18 protein-coding genes are annotated in these 24,075 nt (G+C 58.5%); 12 read left to right on the top strand and 6 right to left on the bottom strand.

The features are described from left to right. The first annotated feature begins 22 nt into the window (after window positions 1-22). Together PSDT_RS00480 and PSDT_RS00485 are read left to right on the top strand one after the other, a co-directional pair. Window positions 23-2,491: an acyltransferase family protein gene (locus tag PSDT_RS00480; protein WP_006289439.1), complete on the top strand. Its 2,469-nt coding sequence runs from the start codon at window positions 23-25 to the stop codon at window positions 2,489-2,491. Beyond that, window positions 2,491-2,757 (top strand): hypothetical protein, encoded by a 267-nt coding sequence (locus tag PSDT_RS00485; RefSeq protein ID WP_006291418.1) that lies wholly within the window; start codon window positions 2,491-2,493, stop codon window positions 2,755-2,757. Before PSDT_RS00480 ends, PSDT_RS00485 begins: the two co-directional genes overlap by 1 nt. A gap of 71 nt (window positions 2,758-2,828) precedes the next feature. On the opposite strand, the gene PSDT_RS00490 is transcribed toward PSDT_RS00485, so the two are convergent. Beyond that, window positions 2,829-3,431: a DUF4235 domain-containing protein gene (locus PSDT_RS00490; RefSeq protein ID WP_006289440.1), complete on the bottom strand. Its 603-nt coding sequence runs from the start codon at window positions 3,429-3,431 to the stop codon at window positions 2,829-2,831. Between the two features lie 277 nt (window positions 3,432-3,708). Here PSDT_RS00490 and PSDT_RS00495 point away from each other — a divergent pair, with 277 nt between their 5' ends. From PSDT_RS00495 to PSDT_RS00525, 7 genes are all read left to right on the top strand, one after another. Beyond that, window positions 3,709-4,404: a histidine phosphatase family protein gene (locus PSDT_RS00495; RefSeq protein WP_006291416.1), complete on the top strand. Its 696-nt coding sequence runs from the start codon at window positions 3,709-3,711 to the stop codon at window positions 4,402-4,404. A 264-nt stretch (window positions 4,405-4,668) separates the two neighbouring features. Continuing rightward, entirely contained in the window at window positions 4,669-6,555 is a 1,887-nt protein-coding gene (gene dnaK, locus PSDT_RS00500; protein WP_006289442.1) for a molecular chaperone DnaK, read from the top strand. After that, complete coding sequence (grpE, locus tag PSDT_RS00505; protein ID WP_006289443.1) at window positions 6,555-7,280, top strand: nucleotide exchange factor GrpE; 726 nt, start codon at window positions 6,555-6,557, stop codon at window positions 7,278-7,280. The genes dnaK and grpE overlap by 1 nt, the downstream gene beginning before the upstream one ends. A 94-nt stretch (window positions 7,281-7,374) precedes the next feature. After that, the gene (locus PSDT_RS00510; RefSeq protein ID WP_006289444.1) at window positions 7,375-8,475 is read left to right on the top strand and encodes a DnaJ C-terminal domain-containing protein; all 1,101 of its coding nucleotides are present in this window, start codon (window positions 7,375-7,377) and stop codon (window positions 8,473-8,475) included. A 112-nt stretch (window positions 8,476-8,587) separates the two neighbouring features. Beyond that, complete coding sequence (locus PSDT_RS00515) at window positions 8,588-9,184, top strand: heat shock protein transcriptional repressor HspR (protein ID WP_006289445.1); 597 nt, start codon at window positions 8,588-8,590, stop codon at window positions 9,182-9,184. A gap of 139 nt (window positions 9,185-9,323) precedes the next feature. Further along, complete coding sequence (gene mgtA / locus PSDT_RS00520; RefSeq protein WP_036737490.1) at window positions 9,324-12,008, top strand: magnesium-translocating P-type ATPase; 2,685 nt, start codon at window positions 9,324-9,326, stop codon at window positions 12,006-12,008. Window positions 12,009-12,119: 111 nt separating this feature from the next. After that, the gene (locus PSDT_RS00525; protein WP_171820996.1) at window positions 12,120-12,980 is read left to right on the top strand and encodes an aldo/keto reductase; all 861 of its coding nucleotides are present in this window, start codon (window positions 12,120-12,122) and stop codon (window positions 12,978-12,980) included. Window positions 12,981-13,262: 282 nt separating this feature from the next. On the opposite strand, the gene PSDT_RS00530 is transcribed toward PSDT_RS00525, so the two are convergent. From PSDT_RS00530 to PSDT_RS00545, 4 genes are read right to left on the bottom strand one after another with little or no spacing between them, the layout of a single operon-like run. After that, complete coding sequence (locus tag PSDT_RS00530) at window positions 13,263-13,949, bottom strand: hypothetical protein (RefSeq protein ID WP_006289448.1); 687 nt, start codon at window positions 13,947-13,949, stop codon at window positions 13,263-13,265. 10 nt (window positions 13,950-13,959) lie between these two features. Next, window positions 13,960-15,126 carry an NUDIX hydrolase gene (locus PSDT_RS00535; RefSeq protein WP_006290795.1) on the bottom strand — a complete coding sequence of 389 codons (1,167 nt, stop codon included), beginning with the start codon at window positions 15,124-15,126 and terminating at the stop codon, window positions 13,960-13,962. A gap of 19 nt (window positions 15,127-15,145) precedes the next feature. Beyond that, window positions 15,146-17,389, bottom strand: coding sequence for an RNA degradosome polyphosphate kinase (locus tag PSDT_RS00540; RefSeq protein WP_006289450.1), 2,244 nt, complete (start codon window positions 17,387-17,389; stop codon window positions 15,146-15,148). 34 nt (window positions 17,390-17,423) lie between these two features. Beyond that, window positions 17,424-17,861 (bottom strand): cupin domain-containing protein, encoded by a 438-nt coding sequence (locus tag PSDT_RS00545; protein WP_197540482.1) that lies wholly within the window; start codon window positions 17,859-17,861, stop codon window positions 17,424-17,426. A 165-nt stretch (window positions 17,862-18,026) separates the two neighbouring features. Between PSDT_RS00545 and PSDT_RS00550 the strand changes: the two genes are divergently transcribed. Genes PSDT_RS00550 through PSDT_RS00560 form a run of 3 tightly spaced genes read left to right on the top strand, consistent with a single transcriptional unit; the run spans window position 18,027 to window position 23,287 of the window. Next, entirely contained in the window at window positions 18,027-19,442 is a 1,416-nt protein-coding gene (locus PSDT_RS00550; RefSeq protein ID WP_006289452.1) for a M20/M25/M40 family metallo-hydrolase, read from the top strand. Between the two features lie 39 nt (window positions 19,443-19,481). Then, entirely contained in the window at window positions 19,482-19,910 is a 429-nt protein-coding gene (locus PSDT_RS00555; protein ID WP_006289454.1) for a (deoxy)nucleoside triphosphate pyrophosphohydrolase, read from the top strand. Beyond that, window positions 19,907-23,287 (top strand): DUF3427 domain-containing protein, encoded by a 3,381-nt coding sequence (locus tag PSDT_RS00560; RefSeq protein WP_006290793.1) that lies wholly within the window; start codon window positions 19,907-19,909, stop codon window positions 23,285-23,287. The genes PSDT_RS00555 and PSDT_RS00560 overlap by 4 nt, the downstream gene beginning before the upstream one ends. A 252-nt stretch (window positions 23,288-23,539) precedes the next feature. Here the strand turns inward: PSDT_RS00560 and PSDT_RS00565 are convergent, their stop codons facing one another. Further along, window positions 23,540-24,073: a YiiX/YebB-like N1pC/P60 family cysteine hydrolase gene (locus PSDT_RS00565; RefSeq protein ID WP_006290792.1), complete on the bottom strand. Its 534-nt coding sequence runs from the start codon at window positions 24,071-24,073 to the stop codon at window positions 23,540-23,542. Window positions 24,074-24,075: the final 2 nt, after the last annotated feature.

A 24,075-nucleotide genomic window follows, 5' to 3' on the forward strand; every position in this document is an offset into this window, starting at 1 on the left:
AGCCGAACGGATATGAGAGCAAATGAGCAAGCACAAGAAACGTAACCTGGCCCTGGATGGCATCAAAGGCGTCGGAATCATCGCCATCATCCTCTACCACTATTTCCGACCGATCTTCCCCGGAGGTTTCATGGGGGTGGAGATTTTCTTCACTCTGACCGGATTCCTCATCGCCAGCTCGATCCTGAGGGACCTGACCGTGCGGTATTCCAGCGACCTGAACCTCGATCTGGGCGATAGCCGCAAGGCTGAAGGCGGATGGAAAGGCGTCCTCTTCTTTTATCTAAAACGCTTGGTCCGCTTGTGGCCCGCCATGCTCCTGATGATTCCCACGGTCACCATCGCCGCCTGGTTCATCAACAAAGACGCTTTGGTAGGGATCGGCCAGCGGATCGCCGCCACCTTGACCTTCTCCTATAACTATTATGAGATATTCCATGGCGGCAGCTACTTCGCGCAGACCGTTCCGCAGCTGCTGGAGCCCATGTGGTTCGTGGCCTTGAGCGCCCAGTTCTATCTGGTCATCCCCGCTTACATGGCCCTGGTCTTCGCTTGGGGGAAGTCTTTGAGGCCGTCCCCTCGCTTGGACGATGGCGGGCTTGAGGATCGGGAGGAAGTCCTTGCGGCTCGGTCAGGTCGGATAGATCAAACAAGCCAGGCGGGTCATCCGGGCCGGACAAGTCGAAAGAACCGGACGAATCGGATAGATAAGAAAAACCGGAAGAATAAGGGAAACCGCCAGGCAAGGCAGAACCGCCAGAACCGGCAATTCCGGCAATTCCGGCAATCCGGGGAAAGGAAGGCGTCCCGCGTCACCCAGGTTAGCCGCACCCTGGAGGCCTACTCCGCCTTCGCCCAGCAGATGAAGTCGGCGGGGGCGGTCGGCTTCGGCCTCTCCCTCCTCCTGTCCGTGGCCGGGGCCGGATTCATGGCCTTGCTCTACCGGGGCGATCCACAAGAGGCCACCCGCGTCTACTTCGGCTTCCTCACCCATAGTTTCGGTCTCCTCCTGGGCGTTTCCTTCGCCTTCCTCCTTCTCTGGTTCCGCAGCTGGCGGATGCGGGCGCAGGCGGAGCAGGCTTTCCTGGAAAGCACCCGGGGGAATAATGAGACCGTGGTGGAGTCCCTCATCAAGAAAATCCAGATCGGACGGTCTTCCGCCGGCAAGATAGCCGACAGCCGGGTAGGTCGCATCCTGCTTCCTCTTCTGTCTTTCCTTAGCCTGCTTGTCTTCGTTTTCCTGTGCTTCGGCGTTCGCCGGGCGGATGTGGCCTTCTGGGGAGGGCTGCTCCTGGTTTCGCTTTTGACCATCCTCATGATCTGGGGATCCATGGGGGACCGTTCGTGGATGCGGGCCCTGTTCTCCTGGGCCCCTTTGCGATACATGGGCCGCTACTCTTTCGGCCTTTACTTGTGGCATTGGCCCCTCTACATCCTGGCCCGCCTGGCTTTGCCGGGCCTGAGGGGACGTTATGACTGGGTCTTGGCCGCCATCGCCTTCCTTCTGACCGTCATCATGACCTTCCTTTCGGGAAGATTCGTCGAAGACCCGGTCAACGATTGGGTGCGTTCCCGCCTGTCCGGTCCGGAAGCGAAGGGTTCCGGCCGGAGGTTGACCGCCTTGATAGCCGGCTTGGTGGTCCTCGCCCTCTGGACGGGGGCTGGCCTGGTTTTGGCCCGGGCCCCTCAGGTGACGTCGATCGAAGCCCAATTGCAGGCTCAGGCGGCCCTTCTGAAGGAATCCCAGAATGGCGTGGCCGGCCGTCCGTCAGGGAAGAAGGGGGCCGATGCTTCGGGATCTTCCTCCTCAAGCTCGTCTTCTTCAAGCTCTTCCTCCTCGGGGACAAAGCAGGCCGGTACGGGTGCGAAAGAGGCCAAGCCCGCGCAGCCGAAGTCGACCAGGCAGCCAAAAGGAGCCAAGCCGTCCAAACCATCCACGCCGACCGATCAGCCGACTCCCCTTCCCTTGCCTCCTTCCGCCATGCCTTCCGGCGACCAAATCACCGCCATCGGGGATTCGGTCATGTTGGGTTCGGCCAGCTCCCTGCAGGAGCGCTTCCCAGGCATCTCCATCGACGCCCAGGTGTCCCGTTTCCTGGTCCAAGGCATCGACATCGTGGCTCGGCTGCGGTCCCAAGGGCGTTTGCGCAAGTACATCCTCATCGGACTCAGCACCAACGGCTCGGGGACGATGGACCAGTGGAACCAGCTGTACGCGGCCGCCGGACCGGGGCATATCTTCCTGGTGGTCAACGCACATATGGACCGGTCCTGGACCCAAGCCTCGAACCAGAACGTCCAGAACTTCGTCAATCAGCACGCCCATGACGCCTGCCTGGTCGATTGGAACGCGGCCGCCTCCGCCCACCCTTCCTGGCTGGCCAGCGACGGCATCCATGCCGCCGGCAAGGAGGGGGCCGACCTCTACGCGCAGACCGTCTATCGGTCCCTTAACATCTGGCTGGGCAACCAGCGGCAGGCAGGGCGGTGATGTATCATTTCGAACCTCAACGCTGTGGCCGGTCGGGGAAAATCATGTATCGGACCCAGGAACAGTGCCTCCAGGCGGCGCGGAAATCCTATCAGGAAAGAGGCGTGCGCCTGTGGGCTTATCGATGCGACGACTGCGGGAACTGGCATCTGACCAGCAGGGCCCCCATCCCGCGGACCCTGCGATTCAAGGCCCCGACTCACGGCTCCACTTGGGGAGGGAAGCCACGCAGCCGCAAAAGAGGGTTCAAGCCCCGCAAACGGTAGCGGTCGGCAGGAGATGACGATCTACGGCAGGAAAGGACAGGAAACCGACAGGCGAGCAAAAGCGGCAGAGACTAGTGCGAGACGGCAGGGGAGACCTTGCTCTCTGTGAAGGTCCTGCTCGTCTTGGACGTCTTGCCCATCTTGGAAGCTTTGCCGGCCTGGGAAGACTTCATAGCCACGGTCTTCCCCTTGGGCTGGTGCTTAGGCTGATGTTTGTCCTGACGCTTATCTTGGCGCTTGTTGACCAGACGCTGCGACTCCTTGGTGGAGACGGTCGACGCGAGGGAGCCCAAGGCCCCGCTCACGGCCGCGAAAAGCATGCCCATGAGGATGCCCTGGCTGGCTTCGTCGCCGGAAATCACTTCGTCCTCATCGACGCCCTCAATCTGGTCGTTTTTGCTGAAACGGCCTTGATGGAAAATCGCGTCCCAACCAAGGGAGATGAGCTTGCTGACCACGAAGCCAGTCACGGCGGGCAGGGCCATCTTGATGAGTTTGTCGACGAAGTCGTCGGGATCGTCTTCCAGCTTCTTCTTCTGCTCGGTGACCATCTTGTCCACTTTGGCGAGGTTCTCCTGCAGGCCCGAAGCTGGGGAGCCGCCTTTGGCTTCCTCGGGCTTGGCTTCCTTAGACTCGTTTTGTTCGTTCGTATCGGGTGCGGTCTTCTTAGTCATAATGACATTATCGCACGCTTGCTTGAGAAGTGGGCGGGCAAGGCCCCAAATTCGGAGGGAGGCGGTCGTTGATGGGCCTCCGGGATCGACTCTGGTAGTTTCGGTCAGGTTCTGGTGAGGCTCTAGGCAGGAGCTGTATTAAGATGGGGAAAAGAGCCGGGGGCCGTCTGGCGAAGAAGCGGGACGTATACCGGGCGAAGGCCGGATGAGGCCAAAAGACGAAGCAGGCGATGGGCCGTCGCCCTGCAAAGACCGACACGATGATGCGAGGTTGACGATGACGAATGACACCCAGCGGGAAAACAAGCCAGGCAAGCTTCTTCTTTTGCGGCACGGGCAGACTTTATGGAGCCAGTCCGGTCAATACACGGGCCGGACGGACATCCCCCTGACCGAGGAGGGGCGGCGGCAGGCCCAGGAGGCCGGGCGGCGATTGGCCCTTCTTTTCCCCGATGATTCTTTCCCCATCTCCCACGTCTTCACTTCCCCCTTGCGGCGGGCCCATGTCACAGCGCAGCTGGCCGGCTTCGGCGACTGCCAGGTGGAGTCCGATTTGGCCGAGTTCGACTATGGCCCGGCCGAAGGCCGTACGCGCGGGCAAGTGGCTGCAGCTTTGGGTCAGGACGACTGGGATGTCTGGTCCCAGGGGCCTTTGACCCTGCCTGCTTCTTTGCAGGGCGAACGGGAGGAAGAGATCCCTGGTTATGGCCCGGTGACGGTGGTCAACGGGGTGGGGGAGTCGGCCGAAATGGCCGCCGATCGCACAGGCGAAGTGATCGAGAGGGCCTTGCCTTATCTGGAGGCGGGCCAGAACGTCCTCTGCGTGGCCCATGCCCATATCCTGCGTCTCCTGACGACCCGCTGGGTGGGGCTGCAGCCAGCCGATGCCCGCATTTTCGAACTGGACACGGCTCATTTCGCCCTTCTTTCCTGGCATCACGCGAACCGGGTCATCGAGCGCTGGAATTTCTGATCTTTCGCCCTCCCCATGGATTCCGCCCTTGAGGATGGATTTCACCTGTGAGGTCCTTCTTACGCGTGGATCGGTGGGATTTCATAAGCCTTTCCGATGGAGTTTCGCGGATTTTTTCGAGACATGCTGGAATAGAACTTGACGAAGCAAAGTTGAGTAAGGTAGACTCAAGTTCAGAGCTGAGCCTTTGTGGCTCAACTTTTGAGTATTCGATAGCATTCGATAAGAGCAACGAAAAAACAAACCCACTCAGGGGAGGAAATAATGGGACGTGCAGTAGGCATCGATTTGGGAACCACCAACTCCTGCATCGCTACTTTGGAAGGTGGCCAGCCCACCGTCATCGTGAACGCCGAAGGCGCTCGCACCACGCCATCCGTGGTGGCTTTCAGTAAGTCCGGTGAGATTCTGGTCGGCGAAGTGGCCAAGCGCCAGGCTGTGACCAACGTCGATCGCACCATCTCTTCCGTCAAGCGCCACATGGGCACCGACTGGACCGTGGAGATCGACGGCAAGAAGTGGACCCCGCAGGAGATCTCCGCTCAGGTCCTGATGAAGCTCAAGCGCGATGCCGAAGCCTATCTGGGCGAGCCGGTCACCGACGCCGTCATCACCTGCCCCGCTTACTTCAATGACGCCCAGCGTCAGGCCACCAAGGACGCCGGTACCATCGCCGGATTGAACGTCCTGCGCATCATCAACGAGCCTACCGCCGCGGCTTTGGCCTACGGTCTGGAAAAGGGCAAGGAGGACGAGCGCATCCTGGTCTTCGATTTGGGTGGCGGCACCTTCGATGTCTCCCTGCTGGAAATCGGCAAGGATGACGATGGCTTCTCCACCATCCAGGTCCAGGCCACCAATGGCGACAACCACTTGGGCGGCGACGACTGGGACCAGAAGATCATCGATTGGCTGGTCGGCGAAGTCAAGAACAAGTATGGGGTGGACCTGTCCAAGGACAAGATCGCCCTCCAGCGTCTGAAGGAAGCCGCCGAGCAGGCCAAGAAGGAGCTGAGCTCCTCCCAGACCACCAGCATCTCCATGCAGTACCTGGCCATGACCCCTGACGGGACCCCCGTCCACCTGGATGAGACTTTGACCCGGGCCCATTTCGAGTCCATGACTTCCGACCTGCTGAACCGCTGCCGCGATCCTTTCAACGCCGTTCTGCGTGATTCCGGCATCTCCGTCTCTCAGATCGACCACATCGTCCTGGTCGGCGGCTCCACCCGTATGCCCGCCGTGCAAGACCTGGTCAAGGAACTGACCGGCGGTAAGGAAGCCAACAAGACCGTCAACCCGGATGAAGTGGTGGCCGTCGGCGCCGCCGTCCAGTCCGGCGTCATCAAGGGAGACCGCTCCGACGTCCTCCTGATTGACGTCACTCCTTTGAGCCTCGGCATCGAGACCAAGGGCGGCATCATGACCAAGCTCATCGACCGCAACACGGCCATCCCGACCAAGCGGTCCGAAGTCTTCTCCACCGCCGAAGACAACCAGCCTTCCGTGCTCATCCAAGTCTATCAGGGCGAACGCGAATTCGCCCGTGACAACAAGCCTCTGGGCACCTTCGAGCTGACCGGCATCGCCCCCGCTCCTCGCGGTCTTCCTCAGATCGAGGTGACCTTCGACATCGACGCCAACGGCATCGTGCACGTTTCCGCCAAGGATAAGGGGACCGGCAAGGAACAGTCCATGACCATCACCGGAGGCTCCGGCCTGCCCAAGGATGAGATCGACCGCATGGTCAAGGAAGCCGAATCCCATGAGGCTGAGGACAAGAAGCGCCGCGAGGACGCCGAGACCCGCAACCAGGCCGAATCCTTCGCCTATCAGACCGAGAAGCTGGTCAACGACAACAAGGACAAGCTGAGCGACGACGTGGCCAAGGAAGTGACCGACAAGGTCAACGCCCTCAAGGAAGCCCTCAAGGGTGACGACATGGAGAAGATCAAGTCCGCCCAAAGCGAGCTCATGACTTCCGCCCAGAAGATCGGCCAGCAGCTTTACAGCCAGCAGGCCGCCGCGGGCGCGGACGCGTCCGCTGCCGGCACCGGGGCTTCTTCCACCTCTAATGGATCCGCCTCCGCCAGCGATGATGACGTGGTGGACGCCGAAGTCGTGGATGATGACGATAAGGACAAGAACTGATGTCTGATTTCAGCAAGGAAGATTACCTGGCTGGCATGGACGAGGTCGACAAGATGGCCGGGAATACCGGCCCACAGCCGGCCTCGGATTCCGCCCAAGGCTCCGATTCCGATCGGGCTTCTGTCCCCGCCACGAGCGAGGGCCCTGCCTCAAGCGAGGGCTCCGCTGATGCTTCCGCGGCCCAGCCTGAGGGCGAGAGCCAGGACCAGCAGGCCCCTGCCGAAACGGATTCCTCGGCTGAGGCCGAAGCCGCCGTCGACCAGGAACTGAACCGGGATGGAAGTCTGACCCCCCTTGGCCAGGCCAAGAAAGAGGCGGCCGACTATCTGGAAGCCCTCCAGAGGGAAAGGGCCGATTTCGTCAACTTCCGCAACCGGTCTCAGAAAGAGCAGGACCGCTTTCGTCAGCACGGCATCATCGACGTCCTGACCGCCTTGCTCCCCGCCTTGGATGACATCGACCGGATCCGCACCCACGGCCAGTTGGATGACTCCTTCGCCGCGGTCGCCACCAAGATCGACAAGACCTTCGAGAAATTCGGCGTGGAGAAATACGGGGCCGCCGGGGAGGATTTCGATCCGACCAAGTATGACGCCGTTTTGCGAAAGCCGGACGCCTCCGTGGACCATGAGGTCATCGACACCCTGGTGGAAGCCGGCTACCGCATAGGCGACCGAGTGATCCGCGCAGCCCGGGTGGTCGTGGCCGTTCCTGCCCAAGAGTAGCCTTGATGGGCCTGGCCGCCGCCGGATGAATTCTTCTGCCGGCGGCGGTCGTTTTATCGCTTCAGAAGAGTTTTAAGGATGGAAAGGAGACGACATGGCAGAGAACGAATGGCTGAACAAGGATTTCTACGCCACTTTGGGCGTTTCGAAGGACGCGAGCGCCGAGGAGATCACCAAGGCCTACCGTAAGCTTGCTCGTAAATACCATCCTGATTTGAACAAGACCAAGGAAGCCGAAGAGAAATTCAAAGAGATCTCCGAGGCTTACGACGTACTCAACAACAAAGACCAGAGGCAGAAATACGACGCCATCCGCCAGTTCGGCATGGGTGGGGCCCGGTTCACCGGCGGCTCCGGGGCGGGCGGTTCTTACGGGAACGCTGATTTTTCCGACCTCTTTGGGTCCATGTTCGCCGGTCCCGGAGGCGGGGGCGGTCAGAACATTCGCTTCAGCACCAGCGGTTCCGGTCCCAATGGGATCAACATCGATGACATCCTGGGCATGATGGGGGGCACGAACGGGATGGGAGGCTCCATGGGGACGGCTGGGGCCGGTCCAGCCGGTTTCGGCCGTTCCGGAAGGGGGTCCGCCGGACGCAGAGGGAACGGCAATCCCTTCGCCGCCCAAGAGGAATACAACCAACCGGAAAAGGGCGGGAACAAAAGCGCCAACATCAGCCTCAGCGTCCGGCAGGCCGCCCGGGGGGCGACGGTCTCCCTCGGCTCCTTGGGCAACAAGTTCAAGGCCCACATCCCGGCCGGAGTACGCTCAGGCCAGAAAATCCGGGTCAGCGGCAAAGGCAAACCGGGCCGCAACGGGGGCCAGAACGGGGACCTGTACATTCACGTGACCATCAAACCGGATCCGGTCTTCAGCTTGGATGGCGACGACATCCGCATGCTGGTCCCGGTCACCTTCCTGGAATCGGTGGAAGGGGGCCGGATCCAGGTCAAGGACATGGATGGGGAAGAGGTCGACTTTTCCCTGCCCGCCGGTTCCGACTCGGGTACGGAAATCAGGATTCCGGGCAGGGGGGTCCATAGTAGGAAGGGGGCCGGGGATTTGATCGCCGTGACCAAGATCCGCGTTCCCGATCGGCCCAACAAGGGGCAGAGAACCGCTATGGCCGCCGCCGGCAAGGCTTTCGAAGGCTTCGATCAAGAGATCGTCGAAGAGCGGATAAAATCACGATGACCAGGCGCGAACTGGGGCGACCAGGTGTGGTTGAAAACAAACGAGCACGAATGGACACGAACGGGCATAAGGCCTCATAAGGTATAAGACTCAAGGCATAAGGAGCAAGACTATGACTCATCGATTGACGGCCGGGGATAAGGAAGCCTATGCCGCGTACGCCATGGGGCTCATCTCCGGTTCTTTCGACCTGGTGGACGCCGAAGACCATGGTTTCGACGCCAACCTGCCTGTTTTCACCGTCGGGCAGACCGCGGACCTGGTGAACGTACACCCCCAGACCCTGCGCCAGTACGATCGGCTTGACCTCATCGTTCCCCGACGCACGCCCGGCGGTGCCCGCCGGTACAGCCTGCGCGACATCAGCCGGCTGGTCACCGCCCAGCACCTGGTCAATGAGGAATCCATCAACCTGGCCGGGGTCTCCCGCATCCTGCAGCTCATGGAGGAGAACCGGCAGCTCAGGCGGCAAGTGCGCCGGCTCAAGAAGATGAAAGAGCTGCGGGTCTTTTCCGCCGAAGCCGATGGCAATGTGACCGAAGTCTTCAGCGACGATTCCCTGGCGGAAATGATGAAGAGGGAACTGGCCGCCCGCCGACGTCGGCTGCGCATGGCCCGGGCCAGGGGGCGGATGCTGCCGGCCGGGACTTACGGGCGGGTCCAGCTCCGCATCACCTCCTACCGCGAGGAGCGCGAAGAAGAGGAGTGAGGGCTGCCTGCCGGGATTCCACAGGAAAATCCGCTGGCAAGGATTGGGGATTCAGCGGGCAATACACGGGAAACGCCTTCCTCCGCTCCTTTGACAGCTCCCCGGGCTGAGCTTAAGGTGGGTGGAAAAGAAGGCGCAAATGGTAAAGATCAATTCGCATGTGACCAAACAAGGGGCGACCAACACCCGGCTGGTCAAGCAGATCGCCCAGGAAGAAGCGGCCGCCACCCTGGCCCGGCTCGGCAGCGACCACGGCGGCCTGAAGACGGATCAGGTGGACCAGGCCCGGGCCGCATACGGTCCCAACCGCATCGAAGGCCACCGTAAGGACTCCCGCCTGAGGTTCCTGGCCGAAGCCTTCCTCACCCCCTTCACCATCGTCCTCCTCTTCTTGGCGACCCTCTCCCTTTTCGCCAACTACATCTTCGTCCCCGCCCCGCAAAAGGATCTGAGCACGGTCATCATCATGGTGGTCATGGTCCTCATCTCCGGCTTGACCAGCTTCGTGCAGAACGTCCGGACCAGCAACGCGGTGGACAAGCTCCTGTCCCTGGTCTCCGTCAACGCCACCGTCATGCGGGACGGCCGCGAGGAGGAGATAGCAACCAGCGAGGTGGTCGTCGGGGACGTGGTCGTGCTCAGCGCCGGCGACATGGTCCCGGCAGACCTGCGGCTTCTGACCACCAGGGACCTCTTCTGCTCATCCAGCTCCCTGAACGGGGAATCCACCCCGGTGGAAAAGGACGCGACATCCAAACCGCAGGACTTGGACGATTATCTGAGCTATCCCAACGTGCTTTACGAGGGGACCACCGTCGTATCCGGAAGCGGGACCGGGGTGGTCTTCGCCACCGGCGACTCCACCGTCTTCGGCCGCCTGGCCCGGGAGATCTCCCAGGAAGGGGTGAAGCAGACCGCTTTCGACAAGGGGATGAAGGACATCTCCCGGCTCCTGATCACCATGACCCTGATCCTGGCTCCCGTGGTCTTCCTCATCAACGGGCTGACCAAAGGCAATTGGCTGGACGCCTTGATCTTCGCCATCGCCACGGCCGTCGGCCTGACCCCGGAGATGCTTCCGGTCATCGTGACCAGCAATCTGGTCAAAGGGTCGGTCGAGATGTCGAAACACGGGACCATCGTCAAAAAGATGAATTCCATCCAGAACTTCGGCAGCGCCGACGTCCTCTGCACCGACAAGACCGGGACCCTGACCCAGGACAAGGTGGTCCTGGAACGCCATTACAACCTGGACCTCCATGAAAACCCGGGGATCTTCGAACTCGCTTACCTGAACAGCTTCTACCAGACCGGCATGCAGGACCTGATGGATAAGGCCATCGTGCAGGCGGCCCAGGAGGAGCTTGATGTGAGCCGCATCCAGAAGGATTACGTCAAGATCGACGAGGTCCCCTTCGATTTCACCCGCCGCCGGATGAGCGTGGTGGTCCAAAAGAGCGACGGGGAGCATGTCCTGGTGACCAAAGGGGCGGCGGAGGAGATGCTGGCCGCCTGCGACCGGGCCGAGATCGACGGGCGGGTGGAAGCCTTGACCGATGAGCGGCGGAAGAAAGTCCTGGCCGATATCGAAGAGATGAACGAAGACGGGCTGAGGGTCATCCTCATCGGCTACAAAAGCGATAACGAGCCGGCCGGGAGCGCCACCGCGGCGGACGAGGACGACCTGATCCTCGTCGGCTACCTGGCCTTCCTGGACCCGCCCAAGGAGAGCACCCGCGAAGCCTTGCAGGATTTGGAAAGCGACGGGATCAAGGTCAAGATCCTCACCGGGGACAACGCGGCGGTCACGAAAGCGGTCTGCAAGCGGGTGGGGTTGCCGGCCGCCAAGGTCTACACCGGCTCCCAGCTGGAAGAAGCCAGCGAGGACGAACTGGCCGGCATGGTGGAGGAATGCGACATCTTCGTCAAACTCTCCCCGGAACTCAAGACCCGGATCATCACGGCCCTCAAGGCCAAAGGACACATCGTGGGCTATATGGGGGACGGGATCAACGACGCTCCGGCGATGAAGGCGGCGGACGTGTCCGTATCGGTGGATACGGCTGTCGACATCGCCAAGGAATCGGCCGACATCATCCTCCTGCATAAGGACCTGCGCATCCTGGAGAACGCCGTCCGCATCGGCCGCAAGGTTTTCGGCAACACCATGAAGTACATCAAGATCACCCTCAGCTCCAATTTCGGCAATATCCTGTCCATTCTGGTGGCCTCCTGCTTCCTCCCCTTCCTGCCCATGCTGCCCCTGCAACTGCTGGTGTTGGACCTGCTTTACGGCACTTCCTGCCTCTCCATCCCCCTGGATTCCATGCCGGACAGCTATGTGAAGACCCCCCGCGCCTGGACCACCAAGAAGCTGCCCAAGTTCATGTTCTGCTTCGGGCCGGCCTCCTCCTTGTTCGACGTCATCACCTTCGCCCTCTTGTACTTCTGCGTTTGCCCGGCCATCATGGGCGGGTCCTTCACCGGTCTGAGCCCCGCCGGCCAGATGGGGTTCATGGTCGCCTTCCATACCGGCTGGTTCATCGAGTCCCTGTGGACGCAGGAGATGGTCATCCACGCCTTGAGGGACAGGGGGATCCCCTTCATCCAGCAAAGGGCCACGACCCCGGTCCTGGCGGCCACCATCGGGGCCGCCGCCTTCGGCACCTGCCTCTTGTACATACCGGCGGTCGCCCGTCTGCTCAAATTCACCCTCTTGCCCGCCGGCTACCTGCTTTTGGTGGCCCTGCTCCTGGTCTGCTACATCGCCGTGACCAGTCTGGTCAAAAGGTTCTACCTGAGGACCGAGAAGTTCCTGATCTGAGCTTGGTCTTGGGCTGAATAGGGGGCTTTTGCAGGAGTCTTGCAGGAGCCTCGCAGGGACTTCAGGTAAGCTGGGAATAAAGCGAAGATGATATCTGACAAAGGAGCGACCATGCAGACGATCAAACTCAACGACGGCAACGAAATGCCCCAGCTCGGATTCGGCGTTTTCCAAGTGCCGGACCTGGCTGTGGCCGAGGAAGCGGTGGCCAACGCCTTGCAGGTGGGCTACCGCCTCATCGACACCGCCACGGCTTACGGCAACGAGGAGGTGGTGGGCAAGGCCATCGCCGCCAGCGGGCTGGACCGGGAGGAGGTCTTCGTTACCTCCAAGCTGTGGGTGTCGCAATTCACCTACGACAAGGCCAAGGAAGGCATCGATCAGTCTCTGGCGAAGCTGGGCTTGGATTACATGGACCTCTACCTGCTCCACCAGCCTTACGGGGATGTCGCCGGAGCTTGGAAGGCCCTGGAAGAGGCCCAGGAGGCCGGGAAGATCCGCTCCATCGGGGTCTCCAACTTCTACGCAGACCAAGTCAAGAACCTGGAATTGATGGCCAAGGTCAAGCCCGCGGTCAATCAGATCGAGATCTCCCCCTGGTTCCAGCAGGAGGAGGAAGTCGCCTTCCTGCAAGGGGAGGGGATAGCCGCCGAGGCCTGGGCTCCTTTCGCTGAGGGGAAGGATGGGATTTTCACCGCCCCGACCATCGCTTCCATCGGCTCCCGCTATAGGAAGAGCAACGGTCAGGTGATTCTGCGGTGGCTGCTGCAGAGGGGGATCGTGGTCATTCCCAAGAGCGTGCACCGCGCCCGTATGGAGGAGAATTTCGACGTTTTCGACTTCCACCTGACCGATGAGGAGATGGCCCTGATGGCCGGTTTGGACCGCAAGCAAAGCCAGTTCTTCGACCATCGGGACCCGGCCGCGATCGAGGCCATTTTCGGGAGCAGCCTGAAGCAGCTTGAGGTCTGAGCCTTCGGGATTTGTGGGCTTTTGGGAAGCTCGAGCTTTCGAGGGCCTTGGGCTTTCGTGCTTTCCGATTATCGATTTGGAAAAATCAATATGGACAATCCAATAAATTTGGAAAATATGGAAAAAGACAGGGGGAAACGCTGAACTGCGAAAGCGCCTGTCGGCGCGCAGGCCGCTCGCAGCGGCAAAAAATGAAGCCCGGGGCTTAAGCACAGTTCAGCGCGTAAACCATCATACGCCATCTTCGGATGGAAAGATAGAGGAAGGCGAACGTGTCGCGCTTCAGTAAAGTCCGCCTTCCCGCCAGGCTTTCGCCCCCTGGGCGAAGGCGCGCGAAGTGGCGGCCAGGTTCCGGGCCGTCCTTGCCAGAGCCTGCCCTTGCCTTCCTGCCCCTTCCCTCTGGGAGAGGCGGGCCAAGGCGGAGCTGATGACTTCGCAAAAGGCCCCGGACCGTTCCAAGGCGACGGCGAAATCGCCGGTGAAGGCCCCGGCCAGAATGGAATCGGCCGTGGAGGCGATGTCGTCAGGAGTGGGGTCCGCGTCAATCCCCGCGATGGCCGAGGCGGCCGTCTCCCGCGGCTCTTCCAGCCGCCACAAACGCGAGATGGTCTGCCCGTTCCTTCGCATCCACAAGCGCATGGTGTACAGTCGCCACAGTATTCCCGCCAAAGAGTCGGAATCAGCCTGGCTCCACAACTCGGCGATCAGGTCCAAGCCTTCCTCTTCAACCAGATGAAGGACCCGGGAGACGACTTGGGGATCCTGGGTGTGGCGGACGTGGTCCAAGAGGGCGGCGGCGGTGGCATGGGCCACCTGGCTGACTTCCTGCGGGTCCAGGCCTCCATCGAGTTGGGCCAGCAGGGCGGGGTCCAGCTGGCGGGGACGGGTGAAACGAGCCGAGCCTGACCGGTAAGAGGCGAAGGCCGACCCGGCGGCTCGTACCGAGGGGGAGCCGGGGGTGGAGGTCATTCCAGAATCGTTAATAGACAAAAGGGGTCACCTCGTAAATGTCAATGATGGTGATGCTGTTGTCGCCGTCGCCGCTGCCGTCTCTATCGTCGCTGCTGATGAGGCTTCCTTCAGGGGAGGCCTGGGGCTCAAAGGCGGTCAGACGAGCGGGGGCAAGGGCCAGGACCAAAGCCTGCCCAGGGGACAGGTAAGGGTTTTTCCTCGGAATCTCGCGGGCCGTGGCCGAATCCTGGCAGAGGTCGCTCAGATGATCCAGCATAGCCCCTATCACCGGCCGATGCATGCAGATCGCCGCCGATTCATGCTGGGCTGAAAGATCGCGCAGAAGGGCCTGGAGCCCGTCCCAGGTCCTCCGGGGGTCGGCCGCGCAGGCGTCTTCGGTCTGGGAAGGCAAAGGAGTCACAGACAGACCGGTGGAAAGGGAATAAGGCTCCATGGTCTGTTGGCAACGCAGCCAGGGGGACGAGTAAAGCCGGGCCGGGGCGTAGGCGGCCAGCTCTTTCTGCAAGGCGTGGGCCTGGCTGGCGCCCACAGGGGTCAAAGGCCGGTCAGCCTCTTGGCCTATCCAGTTTTTCCTGTCCTCCGCCTTGGCATGGCGGGTCAAAAGAACGGTGGTCGAAAAGAGCAGGCCGGCGGAGATTTGCTGGGCGAAGACGTCGGCGATGGCCTTGTCCGCCTTCTGGGTCAGCAAGTGCCGGGCGTGGTCAAGGGGGAGCCACAAGACTTGGTTGATCTCTTCCGGGTCGGGCTGGCGGATCGGTCCGATGGCCGCTTTCCGGGCGCTCGCCGAATCAGGGTCCAGAAGTCGGGCCGACCAATAGAAGCAGTGCTTCGTCTGCTTGTCCGTGGATCGGCGTTTGGACTCCTTCTTCCCCTCGTTGAGGAGGGGGTAGGAGGTATGGCCCAGGAAGGCGCCCAAGGCGATGGGCAGGCCGATTTCCTCTTGGACTTCCCGAACGGCGCAGTGGACGATGGATTCATGGGCTTCCAGCTTGCCCTTAGGCCAGCTCCAGTCGTCGTAGCGGGGTCGGTGGACCAGGCAGACTTCCACCCGGCCTTGGTCCAGCCTCCAGACGACGGCCCCACCGGCCAAAACCACGGGGGCCTTCTTCCCCATGTAGGCATACTGGTGATAGCCGGTCCGGAGAATCTGACTGAAATCAGAGAAATGATCCATGGAAGGATGCGTCATGCGTCTACTTGCGCGGGCGGCGGGAATGCTGAGCGATGAGCAGGCTCTGGCAATCGATCAGGGGCTTTCCCTCGGCGTCGACCGAATGACGGATGTACCCGCCGTCGGCCTGCATGTGCCAGGAACTGGTGGAATCCGCCATCTGCAGGTCCACGTAGTCGATCAACTGCTGGATTTCCGTCGGATCGGTGATGCGGACCAAGGCTTCCACGCGCCGGTCCAGGTTGCGGTGCATCAGGTCGGCGGAACCGATCCAGACTTCCGGGCCGCTGACGGGGCCTTCCCCGATTTGCGGGCCTTGCGAGTTGGCGAAGGCGAAAATGCGGGAATGCTCCAGGAAGCGCCCCAGGATGGAGCGGACCTTGATGTTCTCGCTCAATCCGGGGACGCCGGGCTTGAGGGCGCAGATGCCGCGTTCCACGATCTCGATCTTCACCCCTGCCTGGCTGGCCCGGTAAAGGGCGTCGATGCAGCGTTCATCCACCAAAGAATTGACCTTGATCTTGATCCAGGCCTCTTTGCCGTCGCGGGCGGCCTGCTCCTCGCGTTGGATGCGTTCGATCAGGCCCGAACGGACCGTGCGGGGGGCCACCAGGAGGCGGTGGAAGGAAGAGTTGGGGGCGTAGCCGGACAGTTGGTTGAACAGGCGGGTCATGTCCTGGCCGACCACGGGGTCGCAGGTGAGCAGGCCCAGGTCGGTGTACTGGCGGGCGGTCTTGGGGTTGTAATTGCCGGTGCCGATGTGGCAGTAGCGGCGTAGGCCGTCGTCTTCCGAACGGACCACCAGAAGCAGCTTGCTGTGGGTCTTGAGACCGACGATTCCGTAGACCACGTGGACGCCGGCGCGTTCCAGCTTCCGGGCCCATTTGATGTTGGCCTGCTCGTCGAAGCGGGCCTTGATCTCCACCAGGGCCAGGACCTGTTTGCCGGCATGGGCGGCGTCGATCAAGGCGTCGATGATGGGGGAGTCCCCGGAGGTGCGGTAAAGGGTCTGCTTGATGGCCAGGACCTTGGGGTCGGCCGCGGCTTGTTCCAGGAAGGCCTGAACGGAGGTGGAGAAGGAATCGTAAGGATGATGGAGGAGGATGTCATGGTCGCGGATGGCGGCGAAGATGTCCTGCTCATGGCTGGACTCCACTTCGGCGATCTGCCGGTTGGTGGTCGGCACGAAATTGGGGTACTTGAGGTCCGGCCGGTCCACCCCGTGCAGCTCGAAGAGGGCGGTCATATCGAGGGGAGAGGGGAGGCGGTAGACCTCTTCCTCGGACACGCCCAGCTGGGTGATCAGCAGGCGGGAGAGCTGCTCGGACATCTGCTCGTCCAGCTCCAGACGGATGGGAGGTCCGAATCGGCGACGCAAAAGCTCGCGCTCCATGGCGTTCAGCAGGTTTTCGGCGTCGTCCTCTTCCACGTCGATGTCTTCGTTGCGGGTCACGCGGAAGGCGTGGGCTTCTTTGATGATCATGCCGGGGAAGAGGGTGTCGATGTGGGCCAGGACCAGGTCTTCCAAGGGAATGAAACCGTTGCGGGTGGATTCCTGGGGGTCGTCCAGGCTGTCCGAGACCTCGTTGACCGGATAGAGCCGGGGGAGGTTATCGGGGATTTTGACCCGGGCGAAATGGGTCCGGCCGGAATTGGCGTTTTCCACCAAGACGGCCAGGTTCAAGGATTTTCCGGAGATGTAAGGGAAGGGGTGGGCGGGGTCCACGGCCAGAGGGGTCAGGACCGGGAAGATGAGGCGGCGGTAGATCTTGGACAGGTGCTCCTGCTCGCCCAGGGTGAGGTCCTCCCACTTCATGATGAGGATGTTTTCCTTGCGCAAGGCGGGCATCAGGGCGTCGCGGAAGTAGCGGGCGTGCTCATCCTGCAGCTGGTGTGCCTCTTCGGCGATTTCCCGCATCTGCCGGCGGGGGCTCATCCCGGAGGCGCTGGGCACGGCGATGCCGGAGTTAATGCGGCGTTTCAGGCCGGCCACGCGGACCATGAAGAACTCATCCAGGTTGCTGGCGAAGATGGCCTCGAAATTGGTCCTCTCCAAAAGGGGGAGGGTAGGGTCCTGAGCCAGTTCCAAAACGCGCTTGTTGAACTTGAGCCAGCTGATCTCGCGATCGAAGAAGCGATCGTCGGGCAAAGGCTTGTACTGGGAAGTCAGGGCTGTGTTCTTTTCGGCCTTTTCGATTTCTGCGATATGCTCCGCGATCTGGCTACGGAGGATCTCTTTGCTGGGGCCGGTAAACTTCTGTGTCATACCCTACATTGTACGGGGAAATCTGCCAAAAAGCTCAGCCTTTTTGCCCCTCAAGACGCATCTTCACCACCATGAACTCGGACGGTTCCAAGGCGCGCATGGCATGATGCTCCCCTGGGCTCATCCTGACCAGCATCCCGGGCTGGACCACCTGGCTGCTGCCGTCCTGCGTGTCGATGAATTCGACCCGTCCTTTGGTGGGGACCACGACCACGTCGAAGTCCACCCAATGCTCGGGTGCCTCCTGCCCGGCCGCGAAGACCAGGTGGGTGACGGTCAGGGATGGCTCTTCGATCAACTGCTCGAACAGGTCGATGTTCTTGTTTCCGGTGATGTAGCGCATGGGTTCCTCCTTGATGTTTTGCGGCGCCTGGATGGCGGCATGGCCCTGGCCCTGGCGACCGGGCGACTGGGCGGGGTCCATACAGTCGTGTTGACCATACAGGCCGTGTATATGCCATCTATTTGCCATAGGGACCATACCGACCATATAAGCCGCATAGGCCATGATGAAGTACCGATGTTACAATGATGGCACACGAAGACGGCGACGCGCAATGCCTGTGGCTGCTGGCTTCCGCCCGCCGCTGCGTGGGGGGGGTCGTCGGGCCTAGGCGCGAATTCAAAGGAGTTTCTTATGGTTGCTTCCCAAGAGGGGATTTCCCAGGGCAGGATTTCTCAAGAGGCGGTTCGGGCGAACGTCCATGCCCAGATGGGGGATCTGGTGGATTTCCTCAAGGCGAAAATCGCACGGAAGGCCGTTTCCGCCCAAGGGGTGGGATCCCCGGCCATGAAGGCGGACGCCGAGTTCGTGGCCGAGAACCTGCGAGCCGTGGGGATTGACGCCAGGGTGGAGCAATCCATGGGTCAGGACGGCAATCCCGCCGCCTGGGAAGTCGTCGGATCACGGGTGGTGGATCCGGCGAAGCCGACCGTTTTGCTCTATGCCCATCACGATGTGCAACCGGCCCCCAACGATGACGGGGTCTGGAAGACCGACCCCTTCCAAGGAACGGTGAACGAAGAGGATGGCCGGCTTTACGGGCGCGGGGCCTCCGACGACGGGGCCGGCATCGCCATCCACCTGGGGGCCTTGAAGGCCTTGGGCGATGACCTGGGCGTGAACGTGAAAGTCTTCATCGAAGGCGAGGAGGAGATGGGGTCGGCGACCTTCATCCCCTTCGTCCAAGCCCATAAGGAGGATTTCGAGGCGGATGTGATGATTGTCGCGGATTCGGGGAACTGGTCGGACAGCATCCCCAGCCTCACCACCTCTTTGCGGGGGAACGCGGCCATGGATGTGACGGTGAGCGTTCTGGAGGCCCCGCGGCATTCGGGGGTGGCCGGAGGCCCCGTCCTGGACGCCAACACCATGGCCGCCTTGCTCATTTCGTCCATGTATGACGCCGATGGGGAATTGGTCGTTCCCGGGGTGGAATCGCAGGAAGTGGTCGGCGGTCTTCAACGGGACCTGGACGAGGCCCAGTGGCGGGCCGACGCGGCCGTCCTGCCTGGGGTGCGGCTGGCCGGGACCGGCTCGCTGGCTTCCCGGGTATGGGTCAAGCCCAGCGTCACCGTCATCGGTTTCGATGCCCATCCGGTGGAGGGCTCCTTCAATGTGATCGCCCCCAGCTGCCGCTTCCGCCTGTCCATGCGGACCGCCCCCAGCCAGGATCCCCGCCAGGCCATGCGGGCTTTGGGGGATTTCCTGGTGGAACATGCGCCTTTCGGTTGCGCGGTGGAGTGGAAAGAGGTGGACGCCGGACAAGGCTGGGCCATGGACGCCGACTCCCCGGTCAGCAAGATCGCCGAGCGGGCTTTGGCCAGCGCTTTCCGGACGGACTTGGTCAACCAGGGCCAGGGCGGATCCATCCCCTTCATCCCCGATCTGTGCCGGATCTTCCCCCAGTACCACGTCTTGGTCACCGGGCCGGAGGACCCCAAGTCGAATGCGCATAGCCCCAATGAGAGCCAGTCCCTCTCCCTGTTGGAAAACAGCGCCGTGGCCGAGGCCTACATGCTGCGCGATTTCGCCGAGTTGGGCATCGAATAGGGGATGGCTGGGAATACGAGCGAGGACAACGAATAAAACATGACAAATAATCTCATTGCTGTTGTTGGAGCTGCAATTATTCAAAATGGTCGGATTCTCTGTGCTCAAAGAGGTTCAGGCAAACAGCTAGATGGTCTGTGGGAATTTCCGGGAGGAAAAATTGAAGCTGGGGAGACTCCTGAAGTAGCACTTGAGCGAGAGATTCGTGAGGAGCTTCTCTGCCATATTGAAGTTGATCGGAAAATTTGCACGAGTCAATACAGGTACTCTTTTGGGACCGTTGAATTGACGACTTTTGTTTGCCACCTTCTCGACGATAAGCCCCATCTTACTGAGCATAAGAAATTTGCATGGGTGGAGCCCAACCGTCTTTCCGACTTGGAATGGGCTCCGGTAGATCAGGAGGCGGTTCGTCTGCTTTCTGAGAACCTTCAAGGGGCAGATGTACTGGATGAGGAGGGAAAGTGAGTCCTGATTTGTCAGAGGAGGACGATCAAAGCGCTTTCTCCAGCAAACTTGAGGATCAGATGAAGCTGGCTCTCACGAACGGCTTTATTGACACAAATCGTGGCAGTGAGAGCTCTCTTTCTCCGCGGCTCATCGCGAATCGGGAAGGGTATGCTTTTGGCGATATCATCCAAGATGAGATTTCTTCGAGCACAGATTTTGAGATTTCTGTCGCTTTTGTAACATCTGAGGCGATCTACAAACTGCGGCAAAGCTTTATCGACTTTTACTCTCATTATCGTCAGTCTCAAACCGTTGATCCTCAGCATTCTCACGGATTACTTATTACATCAACATATAATTATTTTAATTCTCCTCAAGTTTTTCAAGAATTACTCAAGCTGAAGAGAGACCAGCATATTGATGTGAGAGTCTGGCAGGGGACCCCTATCAATGATCAATCAGTCCTTAAACTTAAACTGGGCCGGAACTATGATGTGCCCTATCATCCTAAAGGATATGCATTCACTCATTCTCGTGGTGAGAATCGCGAGATCATTCGTACGTTTTTTGTAGGAAGTTCCAATCTAACTTCGCGGGCTTTGTCGACCAATCAAGAGTGGAATTTGAAAGTATCATCCACGGATCAAGGAGATCTGACCCGTCAAATTGAAGATGAATTTCACAGGCAGATGGAGGAGTCCGTTCCTCTGGATGAAGATTGGATTTCTGATTACGAGAGAGAGTTTGAAGGGTATTTTCGTGTCAGAAAAGAACAAGAAAAAGTCGCTGAGCAGGAACTGAAAAATCGCCCGATTGAGCCAAATAAGATGCAAAAAGAAGCCTTGCAAAATCTGGCAAGACTTCGGAGAGAAGGCGAGCAAAAAGCTCTTGTAATATCAGCTACAGGAACTGGGAAAACGTATCTGGCTGCCCTTGACGTTAAAGCAGTGCATCCGCGTCGTTTATTGTATATTGCAGGACGGCAAGAAATCCTTAAAAAGTCATTGGACTCTTTTAAGCGCATTTTGGGTTGCCAAGATGAGGACCTTGGTCTGCTCTCAGGGGAGGGAAAAGAAACACAAGCGCAGTATCTTTTTGCCACGGTACAAACGATGAGCAAGCCGAATATTTTGCATGGATTTGCTCCTGATGCCTTTGACTATATTTTGATTGATGAAGCTCACCATGCACAGGCATCAACGTATAGGGTCATCGTTGACTATTTTCATCCTCAGTTTCTCTTGGGCATGACTGCGACTCCGGAGAGGCAGGACGAACGAAATATTTTTGAGCTTTTCGACCATAATGTCGCCTATGAGATTCGGCTGCAGAAAGCGCTTGAAGCTAACATGCTGGCACCGTTCCACTACTACGGAATTGCTGAATATCTTGATGGTGGTGAAAGCGAAATCCAGTCGACAAGCCCGCAAACCTTAGGGTTTGAATTATCGCAGTTTGTTTCTAGGGAGCGTGTGAATTATATTATTCAAAAGCTTCAGGAATATAGCCCTGCGAGTGTTCTTGCTCGCGGACTAATTTTTTGTTCCCGGATCGAAGAAGCTCAAGACCTTTCTCAATTATTTAATCAGTCTTATAATCTCCAGGCCGAGCGTTTATACCGGACCGTTGCCTTGAGCGGGAAAGATAGTGCCGAAGCTCGTCTGACTGCAATTGACCAACTTGATCATGGGGAGCTTGACTATATTCTGACCGTCGACCTTTTTAATGAAGGTATTGATATTCCTTCCATCAATCAAGTAGTCATGTTGCGTAGCACTCAGTCCAGCATTGTTTTTACTCAGCAGCTAGGGCGTGGTTTGCGTAAAGCTCCGGGTAAAAGCTCTCTGATTGTTATTGATTTTATCGGGAATTATGCAAACAACTATTTGATTCCACTGGCTTTATATGGGAATACAGGAGACGCTGACCGAGCTCGGAAAAATATGCGACAGAGGTCCTTGGGCTTGTCCTCAATTACCTTTGATGAGATTTCTAAAGAGCGTGTATTTGAGTCGCTGGATAAGGTCAACCTATCCGATCTGGGTAAACTTACCAGCTACTACAACGATCTTCGAATCCAGCTTAATCGGGTTCCGATGCTTATGGATTTCATGTCAAGAGATCCTTCTTTACCGTGTACCCTTGCCTCAGCTTCGCTGAATGGGGGAGGAGGCCGTAATTATGCGGATTTTGTTATATCAAGGGAAAAGATACTTGCTCGTAAACTTGTGAAATTCCATGGGGAAAATAAAGAAAATCAATCAGACAGTTCAAACAATGCGAGAGCAGGCGGGTCGGCTGTCTCGAGAAGTAGTCTCAATAAAGGAATCAGCTTTGACCCTAATTCTTATTCGCTGACTTCTTATCAGCGGGGCCTGCTCAAAATGGTCACGTCTTGTTTGCTGCGGGGATTGCGACCTCATGAATTGTATGCTGTAGCCCTCCTAGCAAAGGTTAATTTATCCTCTTTGCCTGAATTTGAATGGCTTCAGGAGAGAATCTTTGACGGCGGACAGGGCTTTGACGGTAATTCTGACGGTGAAGGTAGTTTTGGCAACGAGGGTGACCGGCGTGAGTTCAAAACCCTTACTGTCGAGCAGCTTGCTATGTGCGTCTCCCACGACTTTGCGAGTATTTATTGCGATGAGACCAATCTGCGGTTTTCTGAATCTGCTTTGAATGTTCTGGACTTTTCCTATTTCTCTCAGCCGAATTCCCAGCGTTTTGGCAACGCGTCTTTTGCGGAAAGATTTGCTTCTCAAGAGGACGGGAAAATCAATTATCGATTGAGCCGTCTTGCAGCTCAAGCTTTGGATGATCCTATCTTTCGGCAATTTTTTGATGATTCAATATGCTGCGGCCTGGCTTTATGCAGGCAGCTTTTCTTGGGGGCAATTCATGAAGGAAGAGCCATCGATCGTGGCTTTATTTATGGCGAGAAATATACTATTGCCGATGTCATGCGATTGTGTTGCTGGCCGGTAGAATTGATTCCTCAAAATGTTGGTGGGTATCGTTTGAGTCGAGAGACGAACACTATGCCGATTTTTATTAAGTATGAGAATTCTCAGTATGCAGATTGCTTTAAGGATGAGCAAAATATTGATTACTTCAGTAAAAATCAGCGCCATCTTAAATCTCCCGAGTTTCAGTGGCTCAGAGATCAGCACGAAGGAGATTTCATTCCTATATTCATTATGCGAAAGGCAGATGCAGCCAGTAAATCTTATTACTATGTTGGTTGTGTTCAAAAGGCGCAGAATATGCATGAGATTTCCCACCAAAATCTGAGTGGCAAAGAGGTTACCCTTGTCGAATCAACGTTGCGGCTCAAACGACCTGTCGATTCTGAACTTTTTACGCATTTAACTGGGAAGTCCTTAGCCGAATTTTAGGTATTGCAGTGGTATCGCTGCATCTGTAACCAAGCGTTGATACCTTTGCTTATCACGCCTGTTCTTCATCGCTGGGCGTCGATACGTAGGACACGGCATATTCTTCGCTTCACACATCCTGGTATGAAAACAAGAATCACTTTCTCCAGACCATAACGAGCTCAACACGTTCAGTACAGTTTTATCAACGACTTTCGTCCAACCTCGAGTTCGACCCTCAATCAAATAAAATACTGGTCAAGCCTTTACGGCTCAACACCGGTCAACGGGGGCAGTATCCAGCCTTCCTAAAAATCGCAAATGCGGTGATTTGGCCAGCTGGCTGGGATTGCTGCCGGGCTGTCCTACAGGAACGGGGACTCCCAGTTTTGCATAGTAGGATTTCCAGAATGGGGAGATTTCCTGGCTGGAATCCCCAAACCGCATAGGGATTGTGCCAAAAATCGGCAGTATCGCAGCTATGTACTGGGAGCAGTAAAAACTTTCCGTCCCAGGACGAAAACTCACATTGTAGGGCTTGCCTAAGTGCTTCTTCGCATTGGCGAGCGTCTGCTGACAGTCGATCCGCGGGTAGCGGTACACGAATACGGCGTCCCCATAATCCGTTAAAAAATCGGATAGTTTCTGCCTGATGACTCCGTTTTCCTTCGTGGCATGGTAGACCTGACTTTCCAGGTAAATCGCGATATGACTATATTTTCCCGTCGATTCCTGGATCGCCTGGGACATGTCGGATGAGTCGCGGGACAGCAGCAGATCGCCGCACTCCAGGTCCTGGATTTTCATGG

Origin of the sequence: Parascardovia denticolens DSM 10105 = JCM 12538, from assembly GCF_001042675.1 — a bacterium.
In the GTDB taxonomy this organism is placed as follows: domain Bacteria; phylum Actinomycetota; class Actinomycetes; order Actinomycetales; family Bifidobacteriaceae; genus Scardovia; species Scardovia denticolens.